The 22,777-nt window shown below is 71.7% G+C and carries 21 protein-coding genes; 6 read left to right on the top strand and 15 right to left on the bottom strand.

Annotated features, from left to right (window positions below; genetic code table 11):
• Positions 1–74: 74 nt before the first annotated feature.
• From LZP97_RS04235 to LZP97_RS04205, 7 genes are all read right to left on the bottom strand, one after another.
• A complete protein-coding gene (locus tag LZP97_RS04235) occupies positions 75–1,244 on the bottom strand; it encodes an MFS transporter (protein ID WP_048772884.1) in 1,170 nt (389 codons plus the stop codon).
• A 148-nt stretch (positions 1,245–1,392) separates the two neighbouring features.
• A complete protein-coding gene (locus LZP97_RS04230) occupies positions 1,393–1,773 on the bottom strand; it encodes a limonene-1,2-epoxide hydrolase family protein (RefSeq protein WP_010595864.1) in 381 nt (126 codons plus the stop codon).
• A 13-nt stretch (positions 1,774–1,786) separates the two neighbouring features.
• On the bottom strand, positions 1,787–2,782 hold the full coding sequence (locus LZP97_RS04225) for an MBL fold metallo-hydrolase (protein WP_010595863.1): 996 nt from the start codon (positions 2,780–2,782) through the stop codon (positions 1,787–1,789).
• 51 nt (positions 2,783–2,833) lie between these two features.
• Positions 2,834–3,949 (bottom strand): 3'(2'),5'-bisphosphate nucleotidase CysQ, encoded by a 1,116-nt coding sequence (locus LZP97_RS04220; RefSeq protein ID WP_010595862.1) that lies wholly within the window; start codon positions 3,947–3,949, stop codon positions 2,834–2,836.
• Entirely contained in the window at positions 3,946–5,781 is a 1,836-nt protein-coding gene (gene cysC / locus LZP97_RS04215; RefSeq protein ID WP_048772890.1) for an adenylyl-sulfate kinase, read from the bottom strand. Before cysC ends, LZP97_RS04220 begins: the two co-directional genes overlap by 4 nt.
• Positions 5,781–6,698, bottom strand: coding sequence for a sulfate adenylyltransferase subunit CysD (gene cysD / locus LZP97_RS04210; protein WP_017681716.1), 918 nt, complete (start codon positions 6,696–6,698; stop codon positions 5,781–5,783). The genes cysC and cysD overlap by 1 nt, the downstream gene beginning before the upstream one ends.
• Before the next feature lie 179 nt (positions 6,699–6,877).
• Positions 6,878–7,792 carry an IclR family transcriptional regulator gene (locus LZP97_RS04205; RefSeq protein ID WP_010595859.1) on the bottom strand — a complete coding sequence of 305 codons (915 nt, stop codon included), beginning with the start codon at positions 7,790–7,792 and terminating at the stop codon, positions 6,878–6,880.
• A gap of 83 nt (positions 7,793–7,875) precedes the next feature.
• Here LZP97_RS04205 and LZP97_RS04200 point away from each other — a divergent pair, with 83 nt between their 5' ends.
• The 3 genes from LZP97_RS04200 to LZP97_RS04190 are packed head-to-tail and all read left to right on the top strand — an operon-like array spanning position 7,876 to position 11,047.
• Complete coding sequence (locus tag LZP97_RS04200; RefSeq protein ID WP_048772891.1) at positions 7,876–9,042, top strand: hypothetical protein; 1,167 nt, start codon at positions 7,876–7,878, stop codon at positions 9,040–9,042.
• On the top strand, positions 9,039–9,839 hold the full coding sequence (locus LZP97_RS04195; RefSeq protein WP_010595857.1) for an SDR family oxidoreductase: 801 nt from the start codon (positions 9,039–9,041) through the stop codon (positions 9,837–9,839). The genes LZP97_RS04200 and LZP97_RS04195 overlap by 4 nt, the downstream gene beginning before the upstream one ends.
• A gap of 59 nt (positions 9,840–9,898) precedes the next feature.
• Complete coding sequence (locus LZP97_RS04190) at positions 9,899–11,047, top strand: sulfotransferase family protein (RefSeq protein ID WP_017681719.1); 1,149 nt, start codon at positions 9,899–9,901, stop codon at positions 11,045–11,047.
• On the opposite strand, the gene LZP97_RS04185 is transcribed toward LZP97_RS04190, so the two are convergent.
• The gene (locus tag LZP97_RS04185) at positions 11,032–11,577 is read right to left on the bottom strand and encodes an arsenate reductase/protein-tyrosine-phosphatase family protein (RefSeq protein WP_010595855.1); all 546 of its coding nucleotides are present in this window, start codon (positions 11,575–11,577) and stop codon (positions 11,032–11,034) included. The two genes, LZP97_RS04190 and LZP97_RS04185, sit on opposite strands and share 16 nt — an antisense overlap.
• A 177-nt stretch (positions 11,578–11,754) precedes the next feature.
• Between LZP97_RS04185 and LZP97_RS04180 the strand changes: the two genes are divergently transcribed.
• Complete coding sequence (locus LZP97_RS04180; protein ID WP_010595854.1) at positions 11,755–12,282, top strand: MarR family winged helix-turn-helix transcriptional regulator; 528 nt, start codon at positions 11,755–11,757, stop codon at positions 12,280–12,282.
• Between the two features lie 56 nt (positions 12,283–12,338).
• Here LZP97_RS04180 and LZP97_RS04175 read toward each other — a convergent pair whose 3' ends face one another.
• From LZP97_RS04175 to LZP97_RS04145, 7 genes are all read right to left on the bottom strand, one after another.
• Positions 12,339–13,115: an enoyl-CoA hydratase gene (locus LZP97_RS04175; protein WP_010595853.1), complete on the bottom strand. Its 777-nt coding sequence runs from the start codon at positions 13,113–13,115 to the stop codon at positions 12,339–12,341.
• Complete coding sequence (mmsB, locus tag LZP97_RS04170; RefSeq protein WP_010595852.1) at positions 13,112–14,020, bottom strand: 3-hydroxyisobutyrate dehydrogenase; 909 nt, start codon at positions 14,018–14,020, stop codon at positions 13,112–13,114. The genes LZP97_RS04175 and mmsB overlap by 4 nt, the downstream gene beginning before the upstream one ends.
• A gap of 1 nt (position 14,021) precedes the next feature.
• Positions 14,022–15,083 (bottom strand): enoyl-CoA hydratase/isomerase family protein, encoded by a 1,062-nt coding sequence (locus LZP97_RS04165; protein ID WP_040275886.1) that lies wholly within the window; start codon positions 15,081–15,083, stop codon positions 14,022–14,024.
• Positions 15,080–16,234, bottom strand: a complete 1,155-nt coding sequence (locus LZP97_RS04160; RefSeq protein WP_010595850.1) for an isobutyryl-CoA dehydrogenase — start codon at positions 16,232–16,234, stop codon at positions 15,080–15,082. Before LZP97_RS04160 ends, LZP97_RS04165 begins: the two co-directional genes overlap by 4 nt.
• Positions 16,235–16,247: 13 nt before the next feature.
• Entirely contained in the window at positions 16,248–17,759 is a 1,512-nt protein-coding gene (locus LZP97_RS04155) for a CoA-acylating methylmalonate-semialdehyde dehydrogenase (RefSeq protein ID WP_048772896.1), read from the bottom strand.
• 189 nt (positions 17,760–17,948) lie between these two features.
• Positions 17,949–18,707 carry an SWIM zinc finger family protein gene (locus LZP97_RS04150; RefSeq protein WP_010595848.1) on the bottom strand — a complete coding sequence of 253 codons (759 nt, stop codon included), beginning with the start codon at positions 18,705–18,707 and terminating at the stop codon, positions 17,949–17,951.
• Positions 18,704–21,511 carry a DEAD/DEAH box helicase gene (locus LZP97_RS04145; protein WP_026137995.1) on the bottom strand — a complete coding sequence of 936 codons (2,808 nt, stop codon included), beginning with the start codon at positions 21,509–21,511 and terminating at the stop codon, positions 18,704–18,706. Before LZP97_RS04145 ends, LZP97_RS04150 begins: the two co-directional genes overlap by 4 nt.
• Positions 21,512–21,657: 146 nt before the next feature.
• Between LZP97_RS04145 and LZP97_RS04140 the strand changes: the two genes are divergently transcribed.
• Complete coding sequence (locus tag LZP97_RS04140; RefSeq protein WP_010595846.1) at positions 21,658–21,984, top strand: hypothetical protein; 327 nt, start codon at positions 21,658–21,660, stop codon at positions 21,982–21,984.
• 48 nt (positions 21,985–22,032) lie between these two features.
• Entirely contained in the window at positions 22,033–22,734 is a 702-nt protein-coding gene (locus LZP97_RS04135) for an HNH endonuclease family protein (protein WP_372462642.1), read from the top strand.
• The last annotated feature ends 43 nt before the right edge of the window (positions 22,735–22,777 follow it).

The following is a 22,777-nucleotide window of genomic DNA, read 5'->3' as shown; positions in this document are numbered from 1 at the left end:
AGACCATGCGTCACGAAACACAGGTTCCTCACAACGCAGGGTGTGCGCGCCGGCCACGAGCGGAGCTCTCGTGTTCACAGTCCGGTGTCACCGACGGCTGCCCCTCGCGAGGACCCGCACAGCACCAGCGCCGCCGCGCTGAGCAGTGACACCGCGGCGGTGACCACGAGCAGCGGCCCCAGCCCCAGGGCGGGTATCACCGCACCGGCGAGGGCCGGTGCCGCGACCGAGCTGAGCGCTCCCACGACGAGGCAGGCCGTGAACGCCGCGCCGGCGCGCTCGGGTACCAACTCGGCGGTCCAGACCGCGAGCACCGCGGATCCCGTCATGTACCCCATGCCGAAGATGCACGCCGAGGCCGCGGTCGCGGCCACGGAGCCGTCGGCCAGCCCGAGCAGCGCCAGCGCCGCACCGACCGTCGCGAGGCACAGCGCGGCGACCCGGACGCTGCCCAGTCGCTGCGCGAGGGCCCCGGTCGCCACCCCCACCATGCCGGTGAGGCCGACGGCCGCGTAGAGAGCCGGGACGGCGGCCGTCGGGAGGGTGCCGCGGTCCAGGACGTCGGCGGCATAGGTGAAGTAGACGACCACGACCGCGAAGTAGACCACGGAGTAGGCTGCCGGGACCCGCAGCGCTGCCACCAGCGAGGAGGCACCGGGTCGTGCCTCCGGGCGCGGGGCCGGCCCGGTCCGGGGCACCAGGCGCAGGTTCGCCAGGGCCGCGGCCACGGCGGCGAGGGCGATGCCGGCCCACACCAGGCGCCACGAGCCCACCGCGGCCAGGACGGCCAGCCCACCGAGCAGTACCAGTCCGCCGCTGGTGCCGGTGGTGATGATCGCCAACGCTCGGGGTTGCTGCCGCGCGGGCACCGATCGGGTCACGATGTCGGAGTAGGGCGCCCAGACCCAGCCGCCGGCGCTGCCGGCCAGGACGACACCGGCGGCGAGCAGCCCCGGGGACTGCGCGAGGGTCACGATCACCGCTCCCGCGGCGCCGCACACCCCGCCCACGGTCGTCGGAGCGCGCGACCCGCGGCGAGAGGCGAGCCGTCCGGCGAGCACCAGGCCGGCCAGGTAGCCCGCGAACGTTGCGCTGGCGATGAGGCCGAGGGCCAGCTCGGAGAGCCGCAGGTCTTCCCGGATGTCGGGCAGCGTCAGGCCGTAGGCGTAGCGGGCCATGCCGAAGGCGACCCCGACCACCGCCGCTCCGGCCAGGCCGATCCGCCCGCCTGGGGAGAGCGTCATGAATTCCCCCGCATGCCGTGGGCCCGGGCTACGTCACGGACCTTCGGCTGACTCCCGGGAGCGTCGACGATCACTGCGTGCATGCACCGACTCTCCCACGGCCGGATCAACCTCAGTCACCTGCGGCCGACGACCGCGAGACCGGGTATCAGCCCGCCGGATCCTGCTGCGCCGCCGCGGTGATCGGCGCCAGGTCGAAGTAGTCGCGCCAGCCGGCGATCTTGCCGTCGACGACCTCGAAGGCCCCCATCACCGGCAGTTCCACGGTCCGCCCCCCGAGCGTGAACACGTCGACCCGCTCGTTGAGCACCACACCGCCGTGGACGGCCTGGTGCCGGATGCGGAAATCGATGCCGCCGAACGAGGCGACGAACCCGGCGATGAACTCCTCGATCGCCGCGCGCCCACGCACCGGTTCCATCGGAATGTTGTGGTACACGGCGTCGTCGGTGAAGTAGGACGCGAGCACGGCCGGGTCGGGATCGGCCCAGCGGCGGCAGAATTCGGTGACGAGCTCGTCGGGGGTCATACGGTTCCTTCCGTCAGGCCCGGGCGAAACGCGCCGGGTCGGTGCCCGGGACCCGGCGCGCGCGGCCTCGCTCGATGAGGTGCCGCACGTGCGCCGACGCCTCGGACAGCGCCATCTGCTTGCCCGTGGGCGGAGTCTGGTCCCAGGGGCGGTACCACGTCATCCGCTCGGCAGCCTGCCACAGCGTCAGCTCCTCGTCGCCGAAGGCGGCGTACAGGTCGTCGAGGCGTCGTTCGTGGTGCTCGACAAGAGCGCCGGTGCGGGCCGCGAGGTCGTCGATCGGTTGCCGGTGCGCGGGCAGGGTGCGCCGCGCCGGGAGCGTGCCGACGGCGCGCAGCGAGTCGATGAACTCGCCGAGGGCGTCGCGTTCGGCGAGCGGGAAGTCGAAGTCGCCCACGTGCGGGGTCGTGGTGGCGAGGACGTGGTCGCCGCTGAAGAGGATGTCGTGCTCCTCGAGGTAGAAGCAGGCGTGGCCGGGCGTGTGCCCGGGGGTGAACACCGTGCGCAGGGTGCGGCCGGCGAGCGCGATCCGCTCGTCGGTGGCGAGCTTGCGGTCGGGGTGGACGTCGGGCTTGCCGGTCGCGCGTTCCCCGCTCGCCCGCTCGAGATAGGTGACGATCTGCTCGTCCGGGGCGCCGGCGCGGCGCCACTGCTCGGCCTCCCACTCGGCGTTGCCGTCGTCGGAGGTCATGAGGGCGAGCTGGCCGAAGTCGTCCTCGTGCATGCCGACCCAGCAGCCCGACGCCTCCCGGATCCGGCCGGTCAGGCCGACGTGGTCGGGGTGGAAGTGCGTGACGACCACTCCCTCGACGTCCGCGACGGAGGCACCGACGGAAGCGAGACCGTCCTGCAGCGCGGTCCAGGATGTGTCGTCGTTCCAGCCGACGTCGACGAGGACCAGTCCGCGCGGCGACTCCATCGCGTACACCTGGGTGTCGCCGACCGGCAGGTCGCCGACCGGCACGGGGATGCGGAAGATGCCGTCGCCGATGTCGCGGGCGTGGTCCATGGGTCCTCCAGGCACTAGATCGTTAGCTCGTCTATGAACACAAACAGTAAACTATTTGTGTTCGTGCGGCTCGATGATCGCCACGATCGAGCGGATCTCCCCCGCGGGGATGGCGAAGTGCTCGGTGACCGCCACCGTGAGGGCGGTGTCCCCGGCGTCGAGGTCGAGCAGGAACCGCGCGACGACGTTGTCGTCCCATTCGCGGAACGTCAGCTCCCGCACCCGCCGGATCGGGCGGTACTCGGGGCCGTGCTCGAGACGGTCCCGGATCTCGACGCCGGTGTCGCCGGTGCGCACGCCGTTCTCGACCCGCCACGCGTCGGCCGCAAGCCGGACATGCGACGCGTCGTGACTGACGAGGGAACGGATGTAGGAGCGGGCCATCGCGACCCGGGCACTGTCGGTGGGGGCGCCGGCATGCTCGGCGATCGCCGCCATCAGGGCCGGCGCCCAGTCCGGTCGGCAGATCACCAGATCCGGCATGTAGGGGTGGGGGCGGTTGTACTCGAGTTCGCTGCCGTCGATGCGGGCGCAGTACAGCCCCGCCGCCTGCGCGACCCCCACCGGCGCCGCGGAGTCCCACTCCCACTGCCCGCCGGCGTGCACATACGCGTCGACGTCGCCGCGCACCACGGCCATGGCCTTGGCCCCGGCGGAACCCATCCGCACCACGTCGGCGCCGAGGGCGCGGGCGACGTCCGCGACGAACACCGGCGGCCGGCTCCCGCTGACGACGATGCGGGGCCGTCGGCCGCCCAGCGGCCGCAGTTCGGCACGCCCGACGTCCGCGGTGCCGTAGACGGCGCCCACCGCCGGCTGCGCGACCGCGGCGGCGGTGATGCCGCGGCCGGCCTCCCACAGGGCGATGTGCACGGCCCAGTCCTCGTGGTCCGGCATGCCGTACTCCTTGGATCCGTCGAGGGGGTCGACGATCCACACCCGCTTCGCATGCACCCGAGCCGGGTCGTCGGCGGATTCCTCCGACAGCACCGCGTCGGCGGGGCGTTCGGCGGCGAGCCGGCCGAGGATGAAGGCGTCGGCGGCGCGGTCGCCGTGGCGGCCGAGTTCGCGACCGGTGAGCGCGTCGGCCTCGGCCGCGCGGACGGTCAGCAACAGTTCTCCTGCAGCGGTGGCGATCTCGGTGGCGAGGACGGCGTCATCGGTCATGGGGCCAACAATTCCATGATCAGTCCGGCCTGCGCGACCGGATCGCCGTCCTGGGGCCGCAGCACCAGCTCGGGACCGGTGGGCGGCTCGTAGGGGTCGTCGACGCCGGTGAATCCGGTGATCTCCCCGGCCCGGGCCCGCGCGTACATGCCCTTCGGGTCCCGGGCTTCGCAGCCGGCGAGGGGGGTGTCGACGAACACCTCGAGGAACGGCAGCCCGGCCTGCCGGTGCTGCTCGCGGATCCGGTCGCGGTCGGACCGGTACGGGCTGATGAGCGCGCAGATCGTCACCAGCCCCGCGTCGGCCATCAGCTGTGCCACCGCACCCACCCGACGGACGTTCTCCGCGCGGTCCTGCGGACCGAAACCCAGATCGGAGTTGAGGCCGTGCCGCAGGTTGTCCCCGTCGAGCCGGTAGGCCGGCACTCCGGCCGCGAGCAGACGCCGCTCGAGCGCCGCGGCGACGCTGGACTTGCCCGACGCCGACAGGCCGGTCAGCCACACCGTCGCCCCCCGCGAGAGACGTTCGGCGCGGGTCGCCTCCGCCGCGTGCCACACGACGGGGGCCGCGGCGAGGGTGGGGCCGGTGATCATCCCGGCCGCGACGGTGCTGCCGGTCGCGTCGTCGACGAGCACGAAGCTTCCGGTGGTCCGGTTGCGCCGGTAGGGGTCGAACAGGACGGGGCGGCGAGTCCGCAACTGGACCCGTCCGATCTCGTTGAGCGTCAACGACCGTGCCGTCCCGTCGCGGTGCAGGGTGGTCACGTCGAGCCGGTAGTCGAGCCGGACCACCTGCGCGGCGGTGGCGTTGGTGGTGTGCAGCAGGGTGTAGGTGGCGTCGGGCACGAGGCCGGGGCCCTCGGCGAGCCAGCACACCATCGCGTCGAGCTCGTGCCCGACGAGCGGCCGGTTCCCGGGGCGGCACAGCATGTCGCCGCGTCCCACGTCGAGGTCGTCCTCGAGCTCGAGGCACACGGCGCTGCCCGCGAAGGCGCTCGGCACCGGGTCGCCGCCCGGGCCGTGGACGGCGCGCACCCGCGTGCCGTAGCCCGAGGGCAGCACCAGCACCTCGTCGCCGGGGGCGAACACCCCGCTCGCGACGGTGCCCGCGTAACCACGGAAGTCGCGGTGCTCGCCGTGACCGGGACGGATCACGTACTGGACGGGGAAGCGCGCGTCGATGAGGTTGCGATCGGAGTCGACGTGCACCTGCTCGAGACGGTGCAGCAGCGAGGCGCCCTCGTACCAGGTCATGACGGTGGTGCGGTGGACGACGTTGTCGCCGAGCAGCGCCGAGACCGGCACGAAGGTCAGGTCGTGGATGTCGAGTTTGGCTGCGAACGTGGAGAATTCGGCACAGATCTCGTCGAAGCGCTGTTGCGACCAGTCGACCAGGTCCATCTTGTTGACGCACAGCACCAGATGGGGGACGCCGAGCAGGCTGGCGAGGAAGGCGTGCCTGCGGGTCTGCTCGACGACCCCCTTGCGGGCGTCGACGAGGATGAGGGCGAGGTCGGCGGTCGAGGCGCCGGTGACCATGTTCCGGGTGTACTGCTCGTGGCCGGGAGTGTCGGCGACGACGAAGGCGCGGTGCGGGGTGCAGAAGTAGCGGTGGGCGACGTCGATGGTGATGCCCTGTTCCCGCTCCGCCCGCAGCCCGTCGGTGAGCAGCGCCAGGTCGGGGGTGTCCATGCCGCGCTCGCGGCTGGTGCGGGCGACGGCGTCGAGCTGATCCTCGGGCACGGCCTTGCAGTCGTGGAGCAGCCGGCCGATCAGCGTGGACTTGCCGTCGTCGACGCTGCCGGCGGTGGCGATGCGCAGCAACCGGGTCATCAGAAGTAGCCCTCCTTCTTGCGGTCTTCCATCCCGGCCTCGGAGATGCGGTCGTCGGCGCGGGTGGCGCCGCGCTCGGTGACGCGGCTGACCGCGACCTCGGCGACGACCTCGTCGGGGGTGGCGGCGGTGGATTCGACGCAGCCCGTGCAGGTGGCGTCGCCGACCGTGCGGAACCGCACCAGCGCCTCACGCGGCTCGTCGCCCGGCAGGAGGGTGAGGAACTCGTTGAGCGCCAGCAGCATTCCGTCGCGCTCGACAACGGGTCGCCGATGGGCGTAGTAGAGCGGCGGCAGCTCGACGCGTTCGTCGCGGATGTAGTTCCAGACATCGAGCTCGGTCCAGTTGGACAGCGGGAACACGCGGATGTGCTCGCCGCGACGGTGCCGGCCGTTGTACAGCTGCCACAGCTCGGGGCGCTGCGCCTTCGGGTCCCACTGCCCGAACTCGTCGCGGAAGGAGAACACGCGCTCCTTGGCGCGGGCCTTCTCCTCGTCGCGGCGGGCGCCGCCGAACACCGCGTCGAATCCGCCTTCGCGGAGGGCACGCAGCAACGTCCGGGTCTGCAGCCGGTTACGGCTCGCATGCGGACCGACGTCCTCGACGACCCGGCCGGCGTCGATGTCGTCCTGCACCGACGCGACCAGCAGCCGCACCCGGCGCCGGGCCGCCTCGGCGTCGCGGTAGGCGAGGACCTCGGGGAAGTTGTGGCCGGTGTCGATGTGCAGCACGGGGAACGGGATCGGCGCCGGCCAGAACGCCTTGGCCGCCACGTGCAGCATCACCGCCGAGTCCTTGCCGCCGGAGAAGAGCACCACGGGACGCTCGAAGGTGGCCGCGACCTCCCGGAAGATGTGCACGGACTCGGCCTCGAGGGCGCGCAGCAGGGGCAGTTCGTACGACGGCGTGAGGGTCATCAGGGCTCCAGCTCACGAGCGCCGGTCCAAATATGTACCGGCTCGGTCGAAAGGTTCGCCCCGAACGATAGAACGAGTTTCAGTTCCGGGTCAACGCCCCCGCTGGGCGGCTGCGCCGCCGGTGTGTCGTTTGGGCTGCGGGGACAGCCCAAAGGACGCACCGGCGGCGGCCTCGGCCGTCATCGGGGCGGGCGACGCCCGCCGAGTTCGCGCGTGACGGCTTCGGCGGTGGCCACGAGCGCCACCCCGCGCCGGGCGATCTCCCGATTGGTCAGCGTCGCACCCACGTGGAGGGTGAGCACCACCGACTGCCGCCCGTCCGCGTCGTGGACGGGGGCGGCGAGCAGGTTCACCGGGTGCTCGGCATCGTCCGGTTCCGCCCCGGCCAGCAGCACGCGCTCCCCCAGGCTGGACACCATCTCCCCCAGCAGTTCGCGCAGCTCCGCCGGCAGGTCGTGCGCCGCCACCCCCGCCATCAGCGCATGCAACCGCCGGCCACCGGCCGTGAGCGACTCGACCAGGTACCCGGCGGCGCGGCACTCGTCGACCACGTCACGCAGGCGGTCCCGGTCCAGCCGCACCGGAAGCGTCGGTTCCCGTGCGAGCCACTGCTCGAGCCGCTCGTCGGAGTCCCACAGCACGTACATCAACCCGACCGGCGGCGCGAACGGATACACCTCCCCCACCCTCGCCCCGGCGCCGGCCGGATCGGGCCCGGCGACGTCGAGGACGGCGATGCGGTCGCCCACGACGGCCGACGCGGCGCAGGTGGCGCCGAACTCGGCGCCGAGCGCGGCCAGGTGCCGGTGGGTGACGGGACCGACGGCGAAGCCGCGCTGCGCGGCCCGGCCCGCGACGATCAGCGCGGGACCGAGCCCGTACGACCGGTCTGCGGGATGACGCATCAGGTAGCCGGCGTCCGTCAGGGCGGTCAGGATGCCCAGGCACGTCGGCTTGCTCATCCCCAGCCGGCGCGCCAGCTCGGAGAGCCCGAACCGGGCCTCCGGATGCGCCACCAGGTGGTCCAGGACCTGCACGACCCGCTCGGTCGGTGGCGAACGCCGCGCGGTCGACGGCGCGGGGGCCTCGGTCATTGACGCCTCCTTGGAACACGTTCTATCGTCGCTGCACCAGGAGCCTACCGCACCGGTACATATTTGAACCGCAAGGAGATCGTGTGCTCACCGATCCGCTCACGTCCGCCATCACCGAGGCCGAAAAGCTCGTCGCGACGGCGCCGCACATCCGCACCGAGCAGGACCTGATCGAGGGGTACCGCTACCTCGCCGGCGGGATCGCCGCATGCGTGCACTCGGCGTGGGCCGTCGAGGCGTCCCATCCCACGTTCGTCACCGGCACGGGCCCCTACACGAAGATGGGGCTCGACAACCCCGACACCCTCTACTGGGGTGCGCGCATCCGCGACGACGCCGAGTACGTCGTCACCGGCCGTCGCGGCACGACCTGCGACCTGAGCTTCCAGGTGCTCGCCGGCAACTACACCGACGCCCAGGTGCCCGGCAACGTCACCGCATTCGACGACCGCGAACTGCACGTCGCCGACGACGGCACCTTCGAGGCGCGGTTCGGCCCCGGGCCCGCCGACCCCGGGAACAACTACTTCACCCTCACCCCCGGTTCGTCGCAGCTCGTCGTGCGAGAGGTCTACAGCGACTGGTCCCAGCGGCGCGGCACCCTGCGCATCGACCGGGTCGATGCGCTCGGCACCCCGCCGCCCGAACCGACGCACGACGATGCCGCCGCCCGCTACCGGCGCGCCGGGAAAGCGCTGGTGTCGCGGGTGCAGACGTGGCTGCAGTTCCCGCAGTGGTTCTACCTCGACCTGCCGGTCAACACGGTCACCGCTCCGCGGCCGACGCCTGGTGGCCTGGCCACGCAGTACTCGTCCGTCGGGCACTTCGATCTGGGCGACGACGAGGCGATGATCCTCACCGTCCCCGCCTCCGACGCGCCCTACCAGGGCTTCCAGCTGGGCAGCCTCTGGTACATCTCCCTGGACTACGTCCACCACCAGACGTCGCTGAACAACGCGCAGGCCCAAGTGGATCCGGACGGGATGATCCGCATGGTCGTCTCCGCCCGCAACCCCGGCGTCGCCAACTGGGTCGAGACCCTGGGCCGCAGCCGCGGGTTCCTGCAGTTCCGCTGGCAACGGCTCGCCCGCGAACTCACGGCCGCGGACAGCCCCACCGCCGAGGTGGTCCCGTTCGACGACGTGCCGGCCGCACTGCCGTTCCTCGACCACAACCGCGTCACGCCGGAGCAGTGGTCCGGGCGGATTGCCGCCCGCCAGACCGCGATCGCCGACCGGATGCTCGGGTGAGCGCCGTGACCACCCCGAACCCCCTGCTCGCCGGACAGGTCGTCGTGGTCAGCGGTGTCGGGCCGGGACTCGGCCGCACTCTCGCGGTGCGGTGCGCCGAGCACGGGGCCGACGTCGTCCTCGCCGCCCGAACGACCGCCCGCCTCGAGGACGTCGCGGCCGAGGTCACGGCCCGGGGCCGACGGGCCCTGGCGGTCCCGACCGACATCGCCGACACCGACTCCGCGTCCCGGCTCGTCGAGACGACCCTCCGCGAGTTCGGCCGGGTGGACACGCTGGTCAACAACGCGTTCTCGGTGCCCTCGATGAAGCCGCTGGCCCGCACCGACTTCCAGCAGATCCGCGACAGCATCGAACTCACCGTCCTCGGGGCGCTGCGCCTGACGCAGTTGTTCACCGAGGCCCTGGCCGGGACGAAGGGCTCGGTGGTGAACATCAATTCGATGGTGCTGCGGCATTCACAGGAGCGCTACGGCAGTTACAAGCTCGCCAAGTCCGCCCTGCTGGCGATGTCGCAGTCCCTCGCCACCGAACTGGGCCCCCAGGGCATCCGCGTCAATTCCGTTGCCCCCGGTTATATCTGGGGTGAGACGCTGAAGGGCTACTTCGAGCACCAGGCGGACAAGTACGGCACCACCGTCGAGCAGATCTATCAGCACACCGCGGCCGGCACCGATCTCGGGCGTCTGCCCACCACCGAGGAGGTGGCCGACACCGTGATCTTCCTCGCCTCCCCCCTGGCCCGGGCCGTCACCGGCCAGTGCCTGGACGTGAACTGCGGCGAATACCACCACTGAAGCCGTGCGCGGTTTCGGTAGCCACTGCTACCGAAACCGCGCACGGGGATCGGAGATCCATGACCGAGCGCACCAGCGTCGGCACCGTCGAGGACCTGCACGCCTCCGCGACCCGGCTGACCGGCCTGACCGACTTCGGCGACGACGACTACACCGACGCCCTCGGCGTCCTGCTCGACTCGTATGCGCGCGACGAGCAGCTCACCCCGCTGGGCAGCAAGATGTCGCGGGTGTTCCTGCGCGGCGCCCTCGTCGCCCGCCTGCTGAGCGAGGCGGCCTGGCGTGCCCACCCCGAACACGCCGACGTGACGATCGAGCGCCCGATCTTCGTCACCGGGCTGCCCCGCACCGGCACCACCGCCCTGCACCGCCTGCTCACCGCCGACCCCGCCCACCAGGGACTCGAGATGTGGCTGACGGAGATGCCGCAGCCCCGGCCCCCGCGCGAGACGTGGCCCCAGAACCCGGCGTTCGCCGCGCTCGAAGCGGGATTCGCGCAGCATCACGTCGAGCACCCCGAGTTCATGGGCGTGCACTACATGTCCGCGGGCGAGGTCGAGGAGTGCTGGCAGCTGCTGCGACAGTCCTTCCGGTCGGTGTCGTACGAATGCCTCGCGCATCTGCCCACCTACTCGCGGTGGCTCGCGCAGCAGGACTGGACCGGCGCGTACGCCCGGCACCGCAGGAACCTGCAGCTGATCGGGCTGCCGGACGCCGACAAGCGCTGGGTCCTGAAGAACCCGAGCCACCTGTTCGCCCTCGACGAACTGCTCACCGTCTACCCCGACGCGCTGATCGTCGTCACCCACCGCGACCCGCGCACCGTGATCCCGTCGGTGTGCAGCCTGGCCGCGCACGCCACCGACGGCTGGTCGCACACCTTCCGCGGCGAGCGCATCGGGCGCAGCCAGCTCGAGCTGTGGGCGCGCGGGTTCGACACCTTCGAGGCGGCCCGGCGCCGGCACGACCCGGACCGGTTCGTCGACGTGGACTACCGCGACTTCGTCGCCGATCCCCTCGGCACGGTGGGCGCGGTCTACGACCGGCTCGGCATCCGGCTCACCGCCGGCGCCGAGCAGGCGATGGCCGCGCTGCACGCCGAGAGCCGCAGCGGGGATCGCCGGCCGGCGCACCGCTACCGGCTCGAGGACTTCGGGTTGAGCGCGGCCGAGGTGGACGAACGATTCGGGGACTACGCCTGCCGCTGACCGACGGCGACCGCCGCGCCCGCGAGGACGTCGAGCAGCGGGAACAGCGCCGCGGCGATCAGGTCCCCGGTCTCGACGAACACCGGCGCGGACAGGCCGATCGGGTCGGGAATGTTCGGGGTCCGGGCCGCGCCGCTCGGATCCCGGCAGGCATCGAGCCGCGCGACCGTCGCCGCGCCGGTGACGGTCGCGATGCGGTGCGCCTCGGTGAGGGTGAACGACTTCGCCGCGGCGCCGGCGACCAGGCCGGACACGCGGTCGCGCTGCTCCTCGCTCATGGTCAGGACCAGGTCGGCGCCGTCGACCATCGCGGCGGTCACCCGGCGGGCGCGGAAATCGCTCGCATCCGCACCGAGTCCGGCGATGACCGCGGCCGCCCGCGGCTCGACGGGATACCCGACGAGGGCCCGGGTGCCGGCGCTCTCGGCGGTCAGGTCGGCCCACCCGGACTCGCACGCGTACGCCCGCGTCAGCCGCTCCGCGATCACGGACCGGCAGACGTTGCCGCTGCAGACGAACAGGATGTGCACGCGCGCACTCTAGCCGTCGCGAATCGAGCGGCGGGCGGCCACATTTGGATGTCCTCGCGGGTTCATGCGACGTTGTTCCGGCCGTTGCGTGTCGTTCACCCTCGGCGGCCGGCCGCGCGGGGCGCGGAAGCTGTGTCCGCGTCACCTCCACGCGGCACCACGTGGGATGATCGACGTATGCCCGCACCGCTACCGCTCGATCCGATCGCCGAGGCCCACCGCCAGTGGACGGCCCACGGCTGGGGCGAGGTCGCGGACGGCATGGCCGCGGTGACCTCGGTGATGCGCGCGCAGCAGATCATGATGGCGCGGGTCGAGGAGGTCCTCAAACCGTTCGGGCTCACCTTCGCCCGGTACGAGCTGCTGACGCTGCTGCATTTCACCCGGACCGGGGCGCTGCCGATGGCGAAGGCCAGCGCCCGCCTGCAGGTCCACCCGACCAGCGTCACGAACGCCGTGGACCGGCTCGAGACCGCCGGTCTGGTGCGCCGCACCCCGCACCCGAGCGACCGTCGCGCGACGTTGGTGGAACTGACCGACGAGGGACGCGCGCTGGCCGTCGCGACCACCGAGAAGCTCAACGCCGAGGTGTTCGCGCGCCCCGGCGTGCCCGACGATCAGCTCGAGACGCTGCTGCGCATCCTGGCGGGCCTGCGCCACGACGCCGGCGACTTCGACACCGGCGGCGAGCCCAGCCGCTGGTGAAACACACCGGGGCCGTTCCGCACGAGTGCGGAACGGCCCCGGTGTGTTTCGGACGATCAGGCGTGCTCGAACTTCGGTGCACGCTTCTCGACGAACGCGGCCATGCCTTCCTTCTGGTCGGCGGTGGCGAACGTCGAGTGGAACACCCGGCGTTCGAACTTCACGCCCTCGGCGAGGGTGGTCTCGAAGGACCGGTTCACCGCTTCCTTGGCCATCATCGCGACGGGCAGCGACATCGACGCGATCGTGGTCGCGGCCTCGAGCGCCACGTCGAACAGTTCCGCGGCCGGCACGACGCGCGACACCAGGCCCGCCCGCTCGGCCTCCTCGGCGTCCATGTTCCGGCCGGTCAGGCACATGTCCATCGCCTTGGCCTTGCCCACGGCGCGGGTGAGCCGCTGCGAGCCGCCGATGCCGGGGATGACGCCGAGCTTGATCTCGGGCTGGCCGAACTTGGCGGTGTCCGAGGCGATGATGAAGTCGCACAGCATCGCCAGTTCGCAGCCGCCGCCGAGGGCGTACCCGGAGACGGCGGCGACGATCGGCTTCCGGATCGACGAGAGCCGATCCCACTGGGAGAACAGATCTTCCGCGTACACCTCGGAGAACGTCTTCGGCGCCATCTCCTTGATGTCCGCGCCCGCGGCGAACGCCTTCTCGGATCCGGTGAGCAGGATCGCACCGATGCCGGCGTCGGCGTCGAGTTCCTCGACGGCCGCCACCACCTCGCGCATCAGCTGGCTGTTGAGGGCGTTGAGCGCCTTGGGCCGGTTGAGCGTGATGATGCCGACGCGGTCCTTGCGGTCGAGCAGGATCGTCTCGAAGTCCGTCACTGGGTTTCCTGTTCTGTCGAGCGGTTGCGGATCTCGGTGATGATGGCCGAGAAGTCCAGCCCGCCGCCACCCGAGGTGTTGAACCGGTGGTAGATCTCCGCGGCCCGCAGACCCAACTCGGCGTCGACGTTGTTGGCGCGCAACGCATTCGCGGCCAAGCCGAGGTCCTTGTCCATGAGCGCGGCGGCGAACCCGGGCTGGTAGTCGTTGTTGGCGGGGGTGGTGGGCACCGGGCCGGGCACCGGGCAGTTGCTGGTCAGCGCCCAGCACTGGCCGGAGGCGTTGGACGCGACGTCGAAGAGGGCCTGGTTGGTCAGGCCGAGCTTCTCACCGAGGACGAAGGCCTCGCTGATCGCGATCATCGACACGCCGAGGATCATGTTGTTGCAGATCTTGGCGGCCTGGCCGACGCCGGACCCGCCGCAGTGCACGACCTTGCGGCCCATGACCTCGAGCAGCGGCTTCGCGGCCTCGAAGTCCTCCTCCGACCCGCCGACCATGAAGGCCAGGGTGCCGGCGGCGGCGCCCGCGACACCGCCGGAGACGGGCGCGTCGATCGCGCGGTGCCCGGCCTGCACCGCCTTCTCGTGGGCGGCGCGGGCGTCGGCGACGTCGATGGTGGAGCTGTCGACGAACAGGGTGTTCGGCCGAGCGGCCGACAGGACCTCGTCGTACAGCTTCAGCACGAGGGCACCGTTGGGCAGCATGGTGATCACGACGTCGGCGTCGCGGACCGCGTCGGTCGCGGACTCGACGATCGTGAGTCCGTCGGCGCGGCCCTGTTCCTGGGCGGCGGGCACCGGGTCGTAGCCGGTGACCGGGTAGCCGGCCTTGACGAGGTTCGCGGCCATCGGCCCGCCCATGTGGCCGAGACCGAGGAAGGCGACGTTCGGCAGAGTGCTCATGTCAGGCGGTTTCCTTCTCGGGTGCGGCGAGGCCGAGTTCGAGCTCGCCGAGGGGCTGGAAGTACGCGTCGACGTCGGCGTCGGTGACGTCGGCGAGGGTCGCCGGCGACCACGCCGGGTTGCGGTCCTTGTCGACCACCTGCGCTCGGATGCCCTCGACGAGATCGTGCGAGCGCAGAGACGCCAGCGAGACCCGGTACTCCTCGTTCAGCACCTCTTCGAGGCTGCCGAGTTCGCGGGCGTGCCGCACCGAGCGCAGGGTCGCCTTCAGCGCGACGGGCGACTTGCCGAGGATCTGCTCGGCGGCCGCGTGGGCCTCGGGCTCCTCTGCGGCCTGCAGGCGGGCGACGATCTCCTCGACGGTCGGCGCGGAGTAGGCGGCGTCGATCCAGGAGCGCTGCGCGAGCAGCGGCGACTCCGGGGCCGGTCGGGCGAATTCGGCGAGCGCCTCGTCGACCGTGCCGGATTCGAGGGCGGCGACGAACTTGTCGAGCGCCTCGGACGGCACGAAATGGTCGGCGAAACCGAGGGCTATGGCGTCGCCGGCCTTCATGCGACCGGTGGTCAGCGCGAGGTGGGTGCCGAGCTCGCCCGGGGCGCGCGAGAGCAGCCAGGTGCCGCCCACGTCGGGGACGAAGCCGATGCCCACCTCGGGCATCGCGATCGTGGAGCGTTCGGTGACGATCCGGACGTTGCCGTGGGCGGCGATCCCGACGCCGCCGCCCATGACGATGCCGTCCATGATCGCGACGTACGGCTTCGGGTAGCGGCCGATGGCGGCGTTGAGGATGTACTCGTCGCGCCAGAAGTCCTGCGAGCCGGTGCCGCCGTCGCGGGCGTCGTGGTAGATCGAGACGATGTCGCCGCCGGCGCACAGGCCGCGCTCCCCCGCCCCGTCCACGACGACCGCGCGGACCGAGTCGTCCCCGGCCCACTCGTCGAGCGCGGCGGCCATCGCCTTCACCATGTCGTAGTTCAGGGCGTTGATGGCCTTGGGCCGGTTGAGGGTGATCCGGCCGATGCCGCCGGAGACCCGGACGAGGACGTCTTCCGTCTCGGTCATTTTGCTCCGTTCTGCGCCGCGGCCACCACGCTGCGCGCGACGACCACCCGCATGATCTCGTTGGTTCCTTCGAGGATCTGGTGTACGCGCAGATCCCGCACGATCTTCTCGAGTCCGTACTCGGCAAGATAGCCGTAACCACCGTGCAGTTGCAGCGCGTCGTTGGCGACGTCGAAGCAGGCGTCGGTGGCGAACCGCTTCGCCATCGCGCACAGCTCGACGACGTCGTCGGCACCCCGGTCGAGGGCGTCGGCGGCGCGCCAGAGCAGCGTGCGGGAGGCCTCGATGCCGGTGCGCATGTCGGCGAGCCGGAACTGCAGGGCCTGCGAGTCGAGCAGCCGCTCGCCGAACGCCTTGCGCTCGGCGAGATATCCGACGGTCTTGTCGAGCGCGGCCTGGGCGCCACCGACCGAGCACGCGGCGATGTTGAGCCGGCCGCCGTTGAGCCCGTGCATGGCGATGCGGAAGCCGCTGCCCTCCTCGCCGAGAAGGTTCTCGGCGGGCACGCGGGCGCCGTCGAAGATCACCTGACGGGTGGGCTGGGCGTTCCAGCCCATCTTCTTCTCGTTGGCACCGAAGGACAGCCCGGGGGTGTCCTTCGGGACGATGATCGCGGAGATGCCGCGCGGGCCGGGCTCACCGGTGCGGGCCATCACCACGTACACGTCCGACGTGCCGGCGCCGGAAATGAACTGCTTGCCGCCGGTCAGGACGTACTCGTCGCCGTCGCGGACGGCCCTGGTGCTCAGGGCCGCCGCGTCGGAGCCGGCGCCGGGCTCGGTCAGGCAGTAGCTGGCGAGCTGGTCCATCGTGCACAGTCCGGGGACCCAGCGGCGGCGCTGCTCGTCGTTGCCGAACCGGTCGATCATCCACGTGACCATGTTGTGGATGGAGATGTACGCGGCGATCGACGGGCAGCCCTTGGCGAGTTCCTCGAAGATCCGGACGGAGTCGAGACGGCGCAGGCCCGACCCGCCGACGTCCTCGCGGACGTAGATGCCGCCCATGCCGAGCGCCGCGGCCTTGCGCAGGACGTCGACCGGGAAGTGCTTGTTCTGGTCCCATTCGACCGCGTTCGGGGCGAGGAACTCGGCGGCGAAGTCGCGGGCGGTGTCGCGGATCGCCCGGTCGTCGTCGGTGAGGGTGAACATCTGCTACCTCTGCCTAGTCCATCGTCGGGATGACGAAGTGGTTTGCCTCCGCGTGCTCCTTGACGCCGGAGAACCAGCGCTGGGTGACCGTCTTGGTCTTGGTGTAGAAGCGCACCGAGTCCGGGCCGTGCTGGTTGAGGTCGCCGAAGCCGGACCGCTTCCAGCCGCCGAAGGTGTGGTACGCGATCGGCACCGGGATGGGCACGTTCACGCCGACCATGCCGACGTTGACGCGGTTGGTGAAGTCGCGGGCGGTGTCGCCGTCGCGGGTGAAGATCGCCACGCCGTTGCCGTACTCGTGCTCCGACGGCAGCCGCAGCGCTTCCTCGTAGTCGTGGGCGCGGACGACGACCACCACGGGACCGAAGATCTCCTCGCGGTAGATCGTCATCTCCGGGGTGACCCGGTCGAACAGGGTGGGGCCGGAGAAGAAGCCGTTCTCGTGGCCCTCGAGCACGAAGTCGCGCCCGTCGACGGCGAGCTCGGCGCCCTCGTCGATGCCCTTCTGGATGTAGTCGTGCACCCGCTGACGGGCCTCGGCGGTGACCAGCGGCCCGAAGTCGGCGTTCGGGTCGTCGCTGCGGCCGACCTTCAGGCCGGCGACCCGCTCCTTCAGCTTGGCGACGAGCGCCTCGGCGGCCTCCTCGCCGACCGGCACGGCGACGGAGATCGCCATGCAGCGCTCACCGGCGGAGCCGTAGCCGGCGCCGACGAGGGCGTCGGCCACCTGGTCCATGTCGGCGTCGGGCATGACGATCGCGTGGTTCTTGGCGCCGCCGAAGCACTGGGCGCGCTTGCCGTGGGCGGCGGCGGTCTCGTAGATGTACTGGGCGATCGGGGTGGAGCCGACGAAGCCGACGGCCTTGATGCGCTCGTCGGTGAGCAGCACGTCGACGACGGTCTTGTCGCCGTTGACGACGTTGAACACGCCGGCGGGCAGCCCGGCCTCGATGAACAGCTCGGCCAGGCGCAGCGGCACCGACGGGTCGCGCTCGGAGGGCTTGAGCACGAACGCGTTTCCGCACGCGATGGCCGGGCCGGCCTTCCACAGCGGGATCATCGCGGGGAAGTTGAACGGGGTGATGCCGGCGACGACGCCGAGCGGCTGGCGCATCGAGTACACGTCGATGCCGGTGCCGGCCGAGTCGGTGAACTCGCCCTTGAGCAGGTGCGGGATCCCGGTGGCGAACTCGATCACCTCGAGGCCGCGCTGGATGTCGCCCTTGGCGTCGGCGACGGTCTTGCCGTGCTCGGAGGACAGCAGCCGGGCCAGGTTCTCCATGTCGTCCTGCACGAGCTGCAGGAACTTCATCAGCACGCGGGCGCGCTTCTGCGGGTTGAACGCCGCCCATTCCTTCTGCGCCTCGACGGCGTTCGCGATCACGGCCTCGGCCTCGGCGACGTCGGCGAGCGGAACCCGGGCCTGCACCGCACCGGTGTTGGGGTCGAAGACGTCGGCGAACCGGTCGGAGGCACCGGGGATGTGCTTGCCTCCGACGAAGTGGGTGAGTTCTCGAACGCTCATGTCCGGATCCGTCCTAACTGGTCGAATTCTCGTGTTTCGGTGGGATGATCGGGGGCAGCGGGCGGCACCCCCAGCAATGTGTGCTCATCCTATAGTTGGAAGTCCATGTATGTCCATAGGCGGCTTCGCCGCCGGTGTCTCCTTTGGGCTGCCCCAGCCGCCCAAAGGACGCACGGGCCGCGGAGCGGCCTATCGCAGCCGCCGGTACATCTCCTCGAGGTCCGACGTGCCGCGGAGGACGACCGACTCGTCCGTGCCGCCCGCCCGCAGCGCCCGGCGCAGCAGCGTCGGATCGAGATCCTCGGGCGCGGGCCGGTACGGCTCGGCCGGCAGATCCGGCAACCGGATCTCGTTCCCGTAGAAATCCTCGTCGCCGGCCTCGGCCTCGTCCACCCCACCGATCACCGTGCTCAGGTCGACCCCGCGCAGGGTGAGCACCGCCAGCGGCTGCTCGTCGACGTGCTCGGCCAGCAGGTAGGCCACCGCCGCCGCGTGCTTGCACGGCCACCCGTCGTCCGGGCAGGTGCAATCGAAGTCCAGCTCACCGGCACGCCGCGGGAGCAGCAGCGGACCCAGCTCCTCCGGCAGCGCACCCCCCGCGAGCCGGACCAGCATGCCCGGCGCGGACCGCACCCGGTCGATCAGGTCCGCGACCGCGTCCTCGTCGAGGGTGCGGATGGTCACCGTCGAGGTGAACGGGCGCAGCTGGCTGCCCTGCACCTCCCCCACCGCCGCGCCGGGCTCGAGCCGCATCGAGACCACCTGACCCGACCGGGCATAGGTCCGGCCCCGCGCGAGCCGGCCCTTGTCGGCGACCTGCTCCATCGCCGCAACCAGCTCCTTCGACCACCAGGTGCGTCCGATCGAGCCGCGTTTGGTCCGCGCCTCGATGCCGCCGACGACCCGCCGGCGCTTGCCGTAGCGATCGAACCCGCCCGCCGGGCTCATTCGCCCACCGCCTCGTCGCCCAGGGACAGCAGCGAGTGCAGTTGCTCGGTGGACAGCTCGGTGATCCAGTTCTCGCCGGCTCCCACGGCGAGCTCCGCCAATTCCTGCTTCCCCGAGATCATCTCGTCGATCCGCTCCTCCAGGGTGCCGACGCACACGAGCTTGCGGACCTGCACGTCGCGGCGCTGGCCGATGCGGAACGCCCGGTCGGTGGCCTGGTTCTCCACCGCCGGGTTCCACCAACGATCCAGGTGCACCACGTGATTCGCGGCCGTCAGGTTCAAACCGGTACCGCCGGCCTTGAGCGAGAGCAGCATCATCGGCGGACCGTCGTCGCCCTGGAACGCGGCGACCATCGCATCGCGCCGGCCCTTGGACACGCCGCCGTGCAGGAACGGCACCGTGGTGCCGAAGCGCTCGGCCAGATACGGCGCGATCAGGTCGCCGAACTCCCGGAACTGCGTGAACAGCAGGGCCTTCTCGCCGTCGGCGAGGATCGACTCGACGATGTCCTCCACCAGCCCGAGCTTGCCCGACCGGTGCCGGCCGCGGCGCAGCACCCCGGAGCCGTCGCCCAGGTAGTGCGCCGGATGGTTGCACACCTGTTTGAGCCGGGTCAGCGCGGCGAGCACCGCGCCCTTGCGGGCCATCCCCTCCTTGTCCCGGATCTGCCGCATCATCTCGTCGACCACCGCCCGGTACAGCGCCGCCTGCTCGGCGGTGAGATTGGCCCGCACCGTCTGCTCGAACTTCTCCGGCAGATCCGAGATCACCGACGGGTCGGTCTTGACGCGGCGCAGCACGAACGGCGACGTGAGCGCCCGCAACCGCGCGGCGGCCGCCGCGTCGCGTTCCCGCTCGATCGGAACGGCGAACCGGGCGCGGAACGTCGCCGGCGAACCGAGCAGGCGGGGATTGGCGAAGTCGAGGATCGAGCGCAGCTCCTCGAGCCGGTTCTCGACGGGGGTGCCGGTGAGCGCGATGCGGTGCCGCGCGGGGACCGCCCGCGTCGCGCGGGACTGCGCGGTCGCGGCATTCTTCACGTGCTGGGCCTCGTCGAGCACCACCCGGCCCCACCGCAGCGACCGCAACTGCGTCACGTCCCGCGCGACGAGCGCGTACGTCGTGATCACCAGGTCGCTGTCGGCGACCGCCGCGGCCAGGGCGGCGTCGCGCAGCCGCGCCGGGCCGTGGTGGACGTGCACGCGCAGGCCCGGCACGAACCGCTGGGCCTCGCGCTGCCAGTTGCCCACCACCGACATCGGGCACACCAGCAGCGTCGGATCGGTGGCGACGTCGCCGGCCCGTTCGTGGGCGAGCAGCGCGAGCACCTGCACGGTCTTGCCGAGACCCATGTCGTCGGCCAGCACGGCGCCGAGCCCGAGGCCGCTCATGAACGCCAGCCACTCGAGGCCGCGCTGCTGGTACGGGCGCAGGGTCGCATGCAGGCCGGGCGGGGACGGCACCGCCTCGGGCCGGACCTGCCCGTCGAGCAGGGTCGCGACCCAGCCGGTCGCGGCGACGTCGGTGACCTCCACCGGTGGTGGCTCGTCGCCGGTGAACCGGCCGAACAACGTCGCCAGCGTCGCGTCCGTCGCGCCCTGGCCGGCGACGTAGCGGGCGGCCCGGGCGAGCGCGAGCGGATCCGCCTGCACCCACTTGCCGCGCAGCTTGACCAGGTCGCTGTTGGCCGCGATCAGCCGTTCCATCTCGGCGGGGGTGAGCAGCATGTCGCCCACGGCGAGCTGCCACTCGAACGAGACGAGCGCGTTCATGCCGACGGTGTCGTCCTCGGCGGCGACGGGCGCCACCGGCGAGGACACCTGCAGCCGCAGCGACGGCTCGAGCCGCGCCCAGGCGCGGGGCAGCAGCAGCGCCACGCCGGCGTCCGCCAGTGCTCGGCCGCCGTGCTCCACCAGATCTGTCACCACCCCGGTCGGCAGCAACAGGTCGAGGCTGTCCGGGTCGCGCGGCACGTCCTGCAACCGCGGATACGCCTTCAGGGCAGCGCCGAGCTTGCGGATCCCGATCTGCAGCAGCTGCGCGTCGGAGCCGTCCACCGGCACCGGCGCCGGTGCCTGTCCCTCCGAGCGCAGACACACCTCGAGCCGCCACAGGGTGTCGGCGCCGATGGCCTCGTCCTCGTCGTCTTCCGGCTCGACGAGTCGCAGCACCAGGTCGGGCTCGTTTCCGGCGAGCGAGGACCGCCATTCGTCCAGTGCGTCGGCCATGCGCTGGGTGCCACTGTGGTGCGGTTGCCCCTCGGCCAGGGCCGCGATCAACGGGTGCAGGGAAGTACCGACGTTGCCGATCAGGGACCGGGTGATCGGATCGGTGAGTTCGGTGACGAGGTCGTCGAGCAGCGCCGCGGGCCGCCCGGCCTGCCGCTGCACCGGCGGCATCGCGGCGGACAGCTCGGCCGTCCAGGCTCGGATCCGGTCGCCGCCGAGCAGGCGCCACCGCGCCCACCACTGCCCGTCGGCGCGGTGCAGTTCCGGGGCCACCCGCCCGGCCTGTGCCCACCGCTCGATGCCGCGGGCGACGTGGGCGAGGTACCGCAGGTCCCCGGCCACCGTCTCGGCGTGCCGGGGCAACGCCAGCAGCAGCTCCGCGGCGTCGGCAGGCGCGATCGCCACCGCGGGGAGCGGCCGCGGTGCGTCGTCGCCGGGCAGTCGCAGTTCGACGCGGTGCCGGAACGGGCGGTCGATCCATCGGCGCAGGACAGCCGGTGTGTCGTCGGCCGGGTGCTCGTCGTCGCGCCACAGCATCAGGCCCGCCCCCGGTGACCACAACCCGTGCAGCATGCCCACCATGGTGCCAGTCGTGCCCGACACCGCCGGCGCAGGCCGGGGCGCGGGACGAGCGGGCGTGCGCCGGGGACGATCGACCCTGGATCGGGCCGGGCCCCCGGAGGACACTGGGCTGCAGGTGCACCCACCAGGAGACTGCGATGTCGATCATGATCCAGGTCCTCGAGCAGACCTACAGCGCCCACACCCCGTGGGAGCAGGTCAAGTACGCGTTCGTCGACTCCGAGCACGTCACCGCGATGCGACTCGACGGACAGTGCGGCGTGTGGCTCGACGGAACGAAACACGGTGAGTCCCATCGGCTCGCCGCCACCACGACCGCGGAGCAGGCGGTGTTCTTCCTGCTGACCGTGTTCGACCGGGTCGCCGAGTGCAAGCAGCACGGCGGGTCGTGGATCGTCGGGCACGACGGCCGCACCATCGAATCCATCCACGCGGTCCGGTTTCCGTTGACGACCGACGGCTGAGCCGGCGCCGGCGCCGGCGCTGTCGGGGCGATCGGTGAGAATGTCCGCGTGCGAGGGGGCGCAGTTTTCTGGGGGCTGGTGGTGGCGGTCGCGATCGCCGTGTCGTGGGGGTGGGACCGGATCGAGTCGAACGCGCCACCGGCACCGGGCAGCCCCGCACGCGGCGCGCTCGAACAACTCTTGGCGCGGGCGGCGGTGGTGCCGCACCGGCCGCAGGTGCCGGGGTACGAGCGCGGGTGCGGGCCGGGCGAGGGATGTGTGTTCGGGGAGGCGTGGTCGGACGATCATCCGGGCCCGGGTGGGCGCGACGGGTGCGACACCCGCAACAACGTGCTCGCCCGGGATCTGCGCGACGTGGCGTTCCGGCCCGGCACCGGCGACTGCATCGTGCTGTCGGGCACGCTGTCCGACCCCTACACCGGTGCCCGGCTCGAGTTCCGTCGCGCCGAGGGCCGGGCCGTGCAGATCGACCACATCTATCCCCTGGCGGCGGCGTGGGACCTCGGTGCGGCGGAGTGGCCGGTCGAGCGGCGCCGGCAGTTCGCCAACGACGTCGCCTTCAACCTGATCGCGGTGGACGGGCCGGCGAATCAGGACAAGCGCGATCACACCCCGGCCGAGTGGCTGCCGCCCGCGGTGGCGTACCGCTGCTGGTTCGCGGGCAAGTACCTGTCGGTGGCGGTGCGGTACGGGCTGCCGATCACGGCGGCCGACCGGGAGGCGCTGGCGGCGACGATCGCCGCGTGCTGAAAGCGCCGTGCCCCGCGTCCTCGCGACGGGAACTAGCGTGGCA

It is taken from the genome of Rhodococcus sp. DMF-1 (assembly GCF_021441945.1).
In the GTDB taxonomy this organism is placed as follows: domain Bacteria; phylum Actinomycetota; class Actinomycetes; order Mycobacteriales; family Mycobacteriaceae; genus Rhodococcus; species Rhodococcus ruber.
This window is presented reverse-complemented; position numbering and strand designations above follow the sequence as displayed.

What these genes read in the sequence shown, in the direction of transcription:
- LZP97_RS04165 (WP_040275886.1), bottom strand. Translation starts at nt 15,083, where the DNA reads ATGACCGAGACGGAAGACGTCCTCGTCCGGGTCTCCGGCGGCATCGGC.
- LZP97_RS04235 (WP_048772884.1), bottom strand. Translation starts at nt 1,244, where the DNA reads ATGACGCTCTCCCCAGGCGGGCGGATCGGCCTGGCCGGAGCGGCGGTG.
- LZP97_RS04180 (WP_010595854.1), top strand. Translation starts at nt 11,755, where the DNA reads ATGCCCGCACCGCTACCGCTCGATCCGATCGCCGAGGCCCACCGCCAG.
- LZP97_RS04190 (WP_017681719.1), top strand. Translation starts at nt 9,899, where the DNA reads ATGACCGAGCGCACCAGCGTCGGCACCGTCGAGGACCTGCACGCCTCC.
- cysC (WP_048772890.1), bottom strand. Translation starts at nt 5,781, where the DNA reads ATGACCCGGTTGCTGCGCATCGCCACCGCCGGCAGCGTCGACGACGGC.
- mmsB (WP_010595852.1), bottom strand. Translation starts at nt 14,020, where the DNA reads ATGAGCACTCTGCCGAACGTCGCCTTCCTCGGTCTCGGCCACATGGGC.
- LZP97_RS04150 (WP_010595848.1), bottom strand. Translation starts at nt 18,707, where the DNA reads ATGAGCCCGGCGGGCGGGTTCGATCGCTACGGCAAGCGCCGGCGGGTC.
- LZP97_RS04220 (WP_010595862.1), bottom strand. Translation starts at nt 3,949, where the DNA reads ATGACCGATGACGCCGTCCTCGCCACCGAGATCGCCACCGCTGCAGGA.
- LZP97_RS04155 (WP_048772896.1), bottom strand. Translation starts at nt 17,759, where the DNA reads ATGAGCGTTCGAGAACTCACCCACTTCGTCGGAGGCAAGCACATCCCC.
- LZP97_RS04230 (WP_010595864.1), bottom strand. Translation starts at nt 1,773, where the DNA reads ATGACCCCCGACGAGCTCGTCACCGAATTCTGCCGCCGCTGGGCCGAT.
- LZP97_RS04160 (WP_010595850.1), bottom strand. Translation starts at nt 16,234, where the DNA reads ATGTTCACCCTCACCGACGACGACCGGGCGATCCGCGACACCGCCCGC.
- LZP97_RS04140 (WP_010595846.1), top strand. Translation starts at nt 21,658, where the DNA reads ATGTCGATCATGATCCAGGTCCTCGAGCAGACCTACAGCGCCCACACC.
- cysD (WP_017681716.1), bottom strand. Translation starts at nt 6,698, where the DNA reads ATGACCCTCACGCCGTCGTACGAACTGCCCCTGCTGCGCGCCCTCGAG.
- LZP97_RS04205 (WP_010595859.1), bottom strand. Translation starts at nt 7,792, where the DNA reads ATGACCGAGGCCCCCGCGCCGTCGACCGCGCGGCGTTCGCCACCGACC.
- LZP97_RS04225 (WP_010595863.1), bottom strand. Translation starts at nt 2,782, where the DNA reads ATGGACCACGCCCGCGACATCGGCGACGGCATCTTCCGCATCCCCGTG.
- LZP97_RS04145 (WP_026137995.1), bottom strand. Translation starts at nt 21,511, where the DNA reads ATGCTGCACGGGTTGTGGTCACCGGGGGCGGGCCTGATGCTGTGGCGC.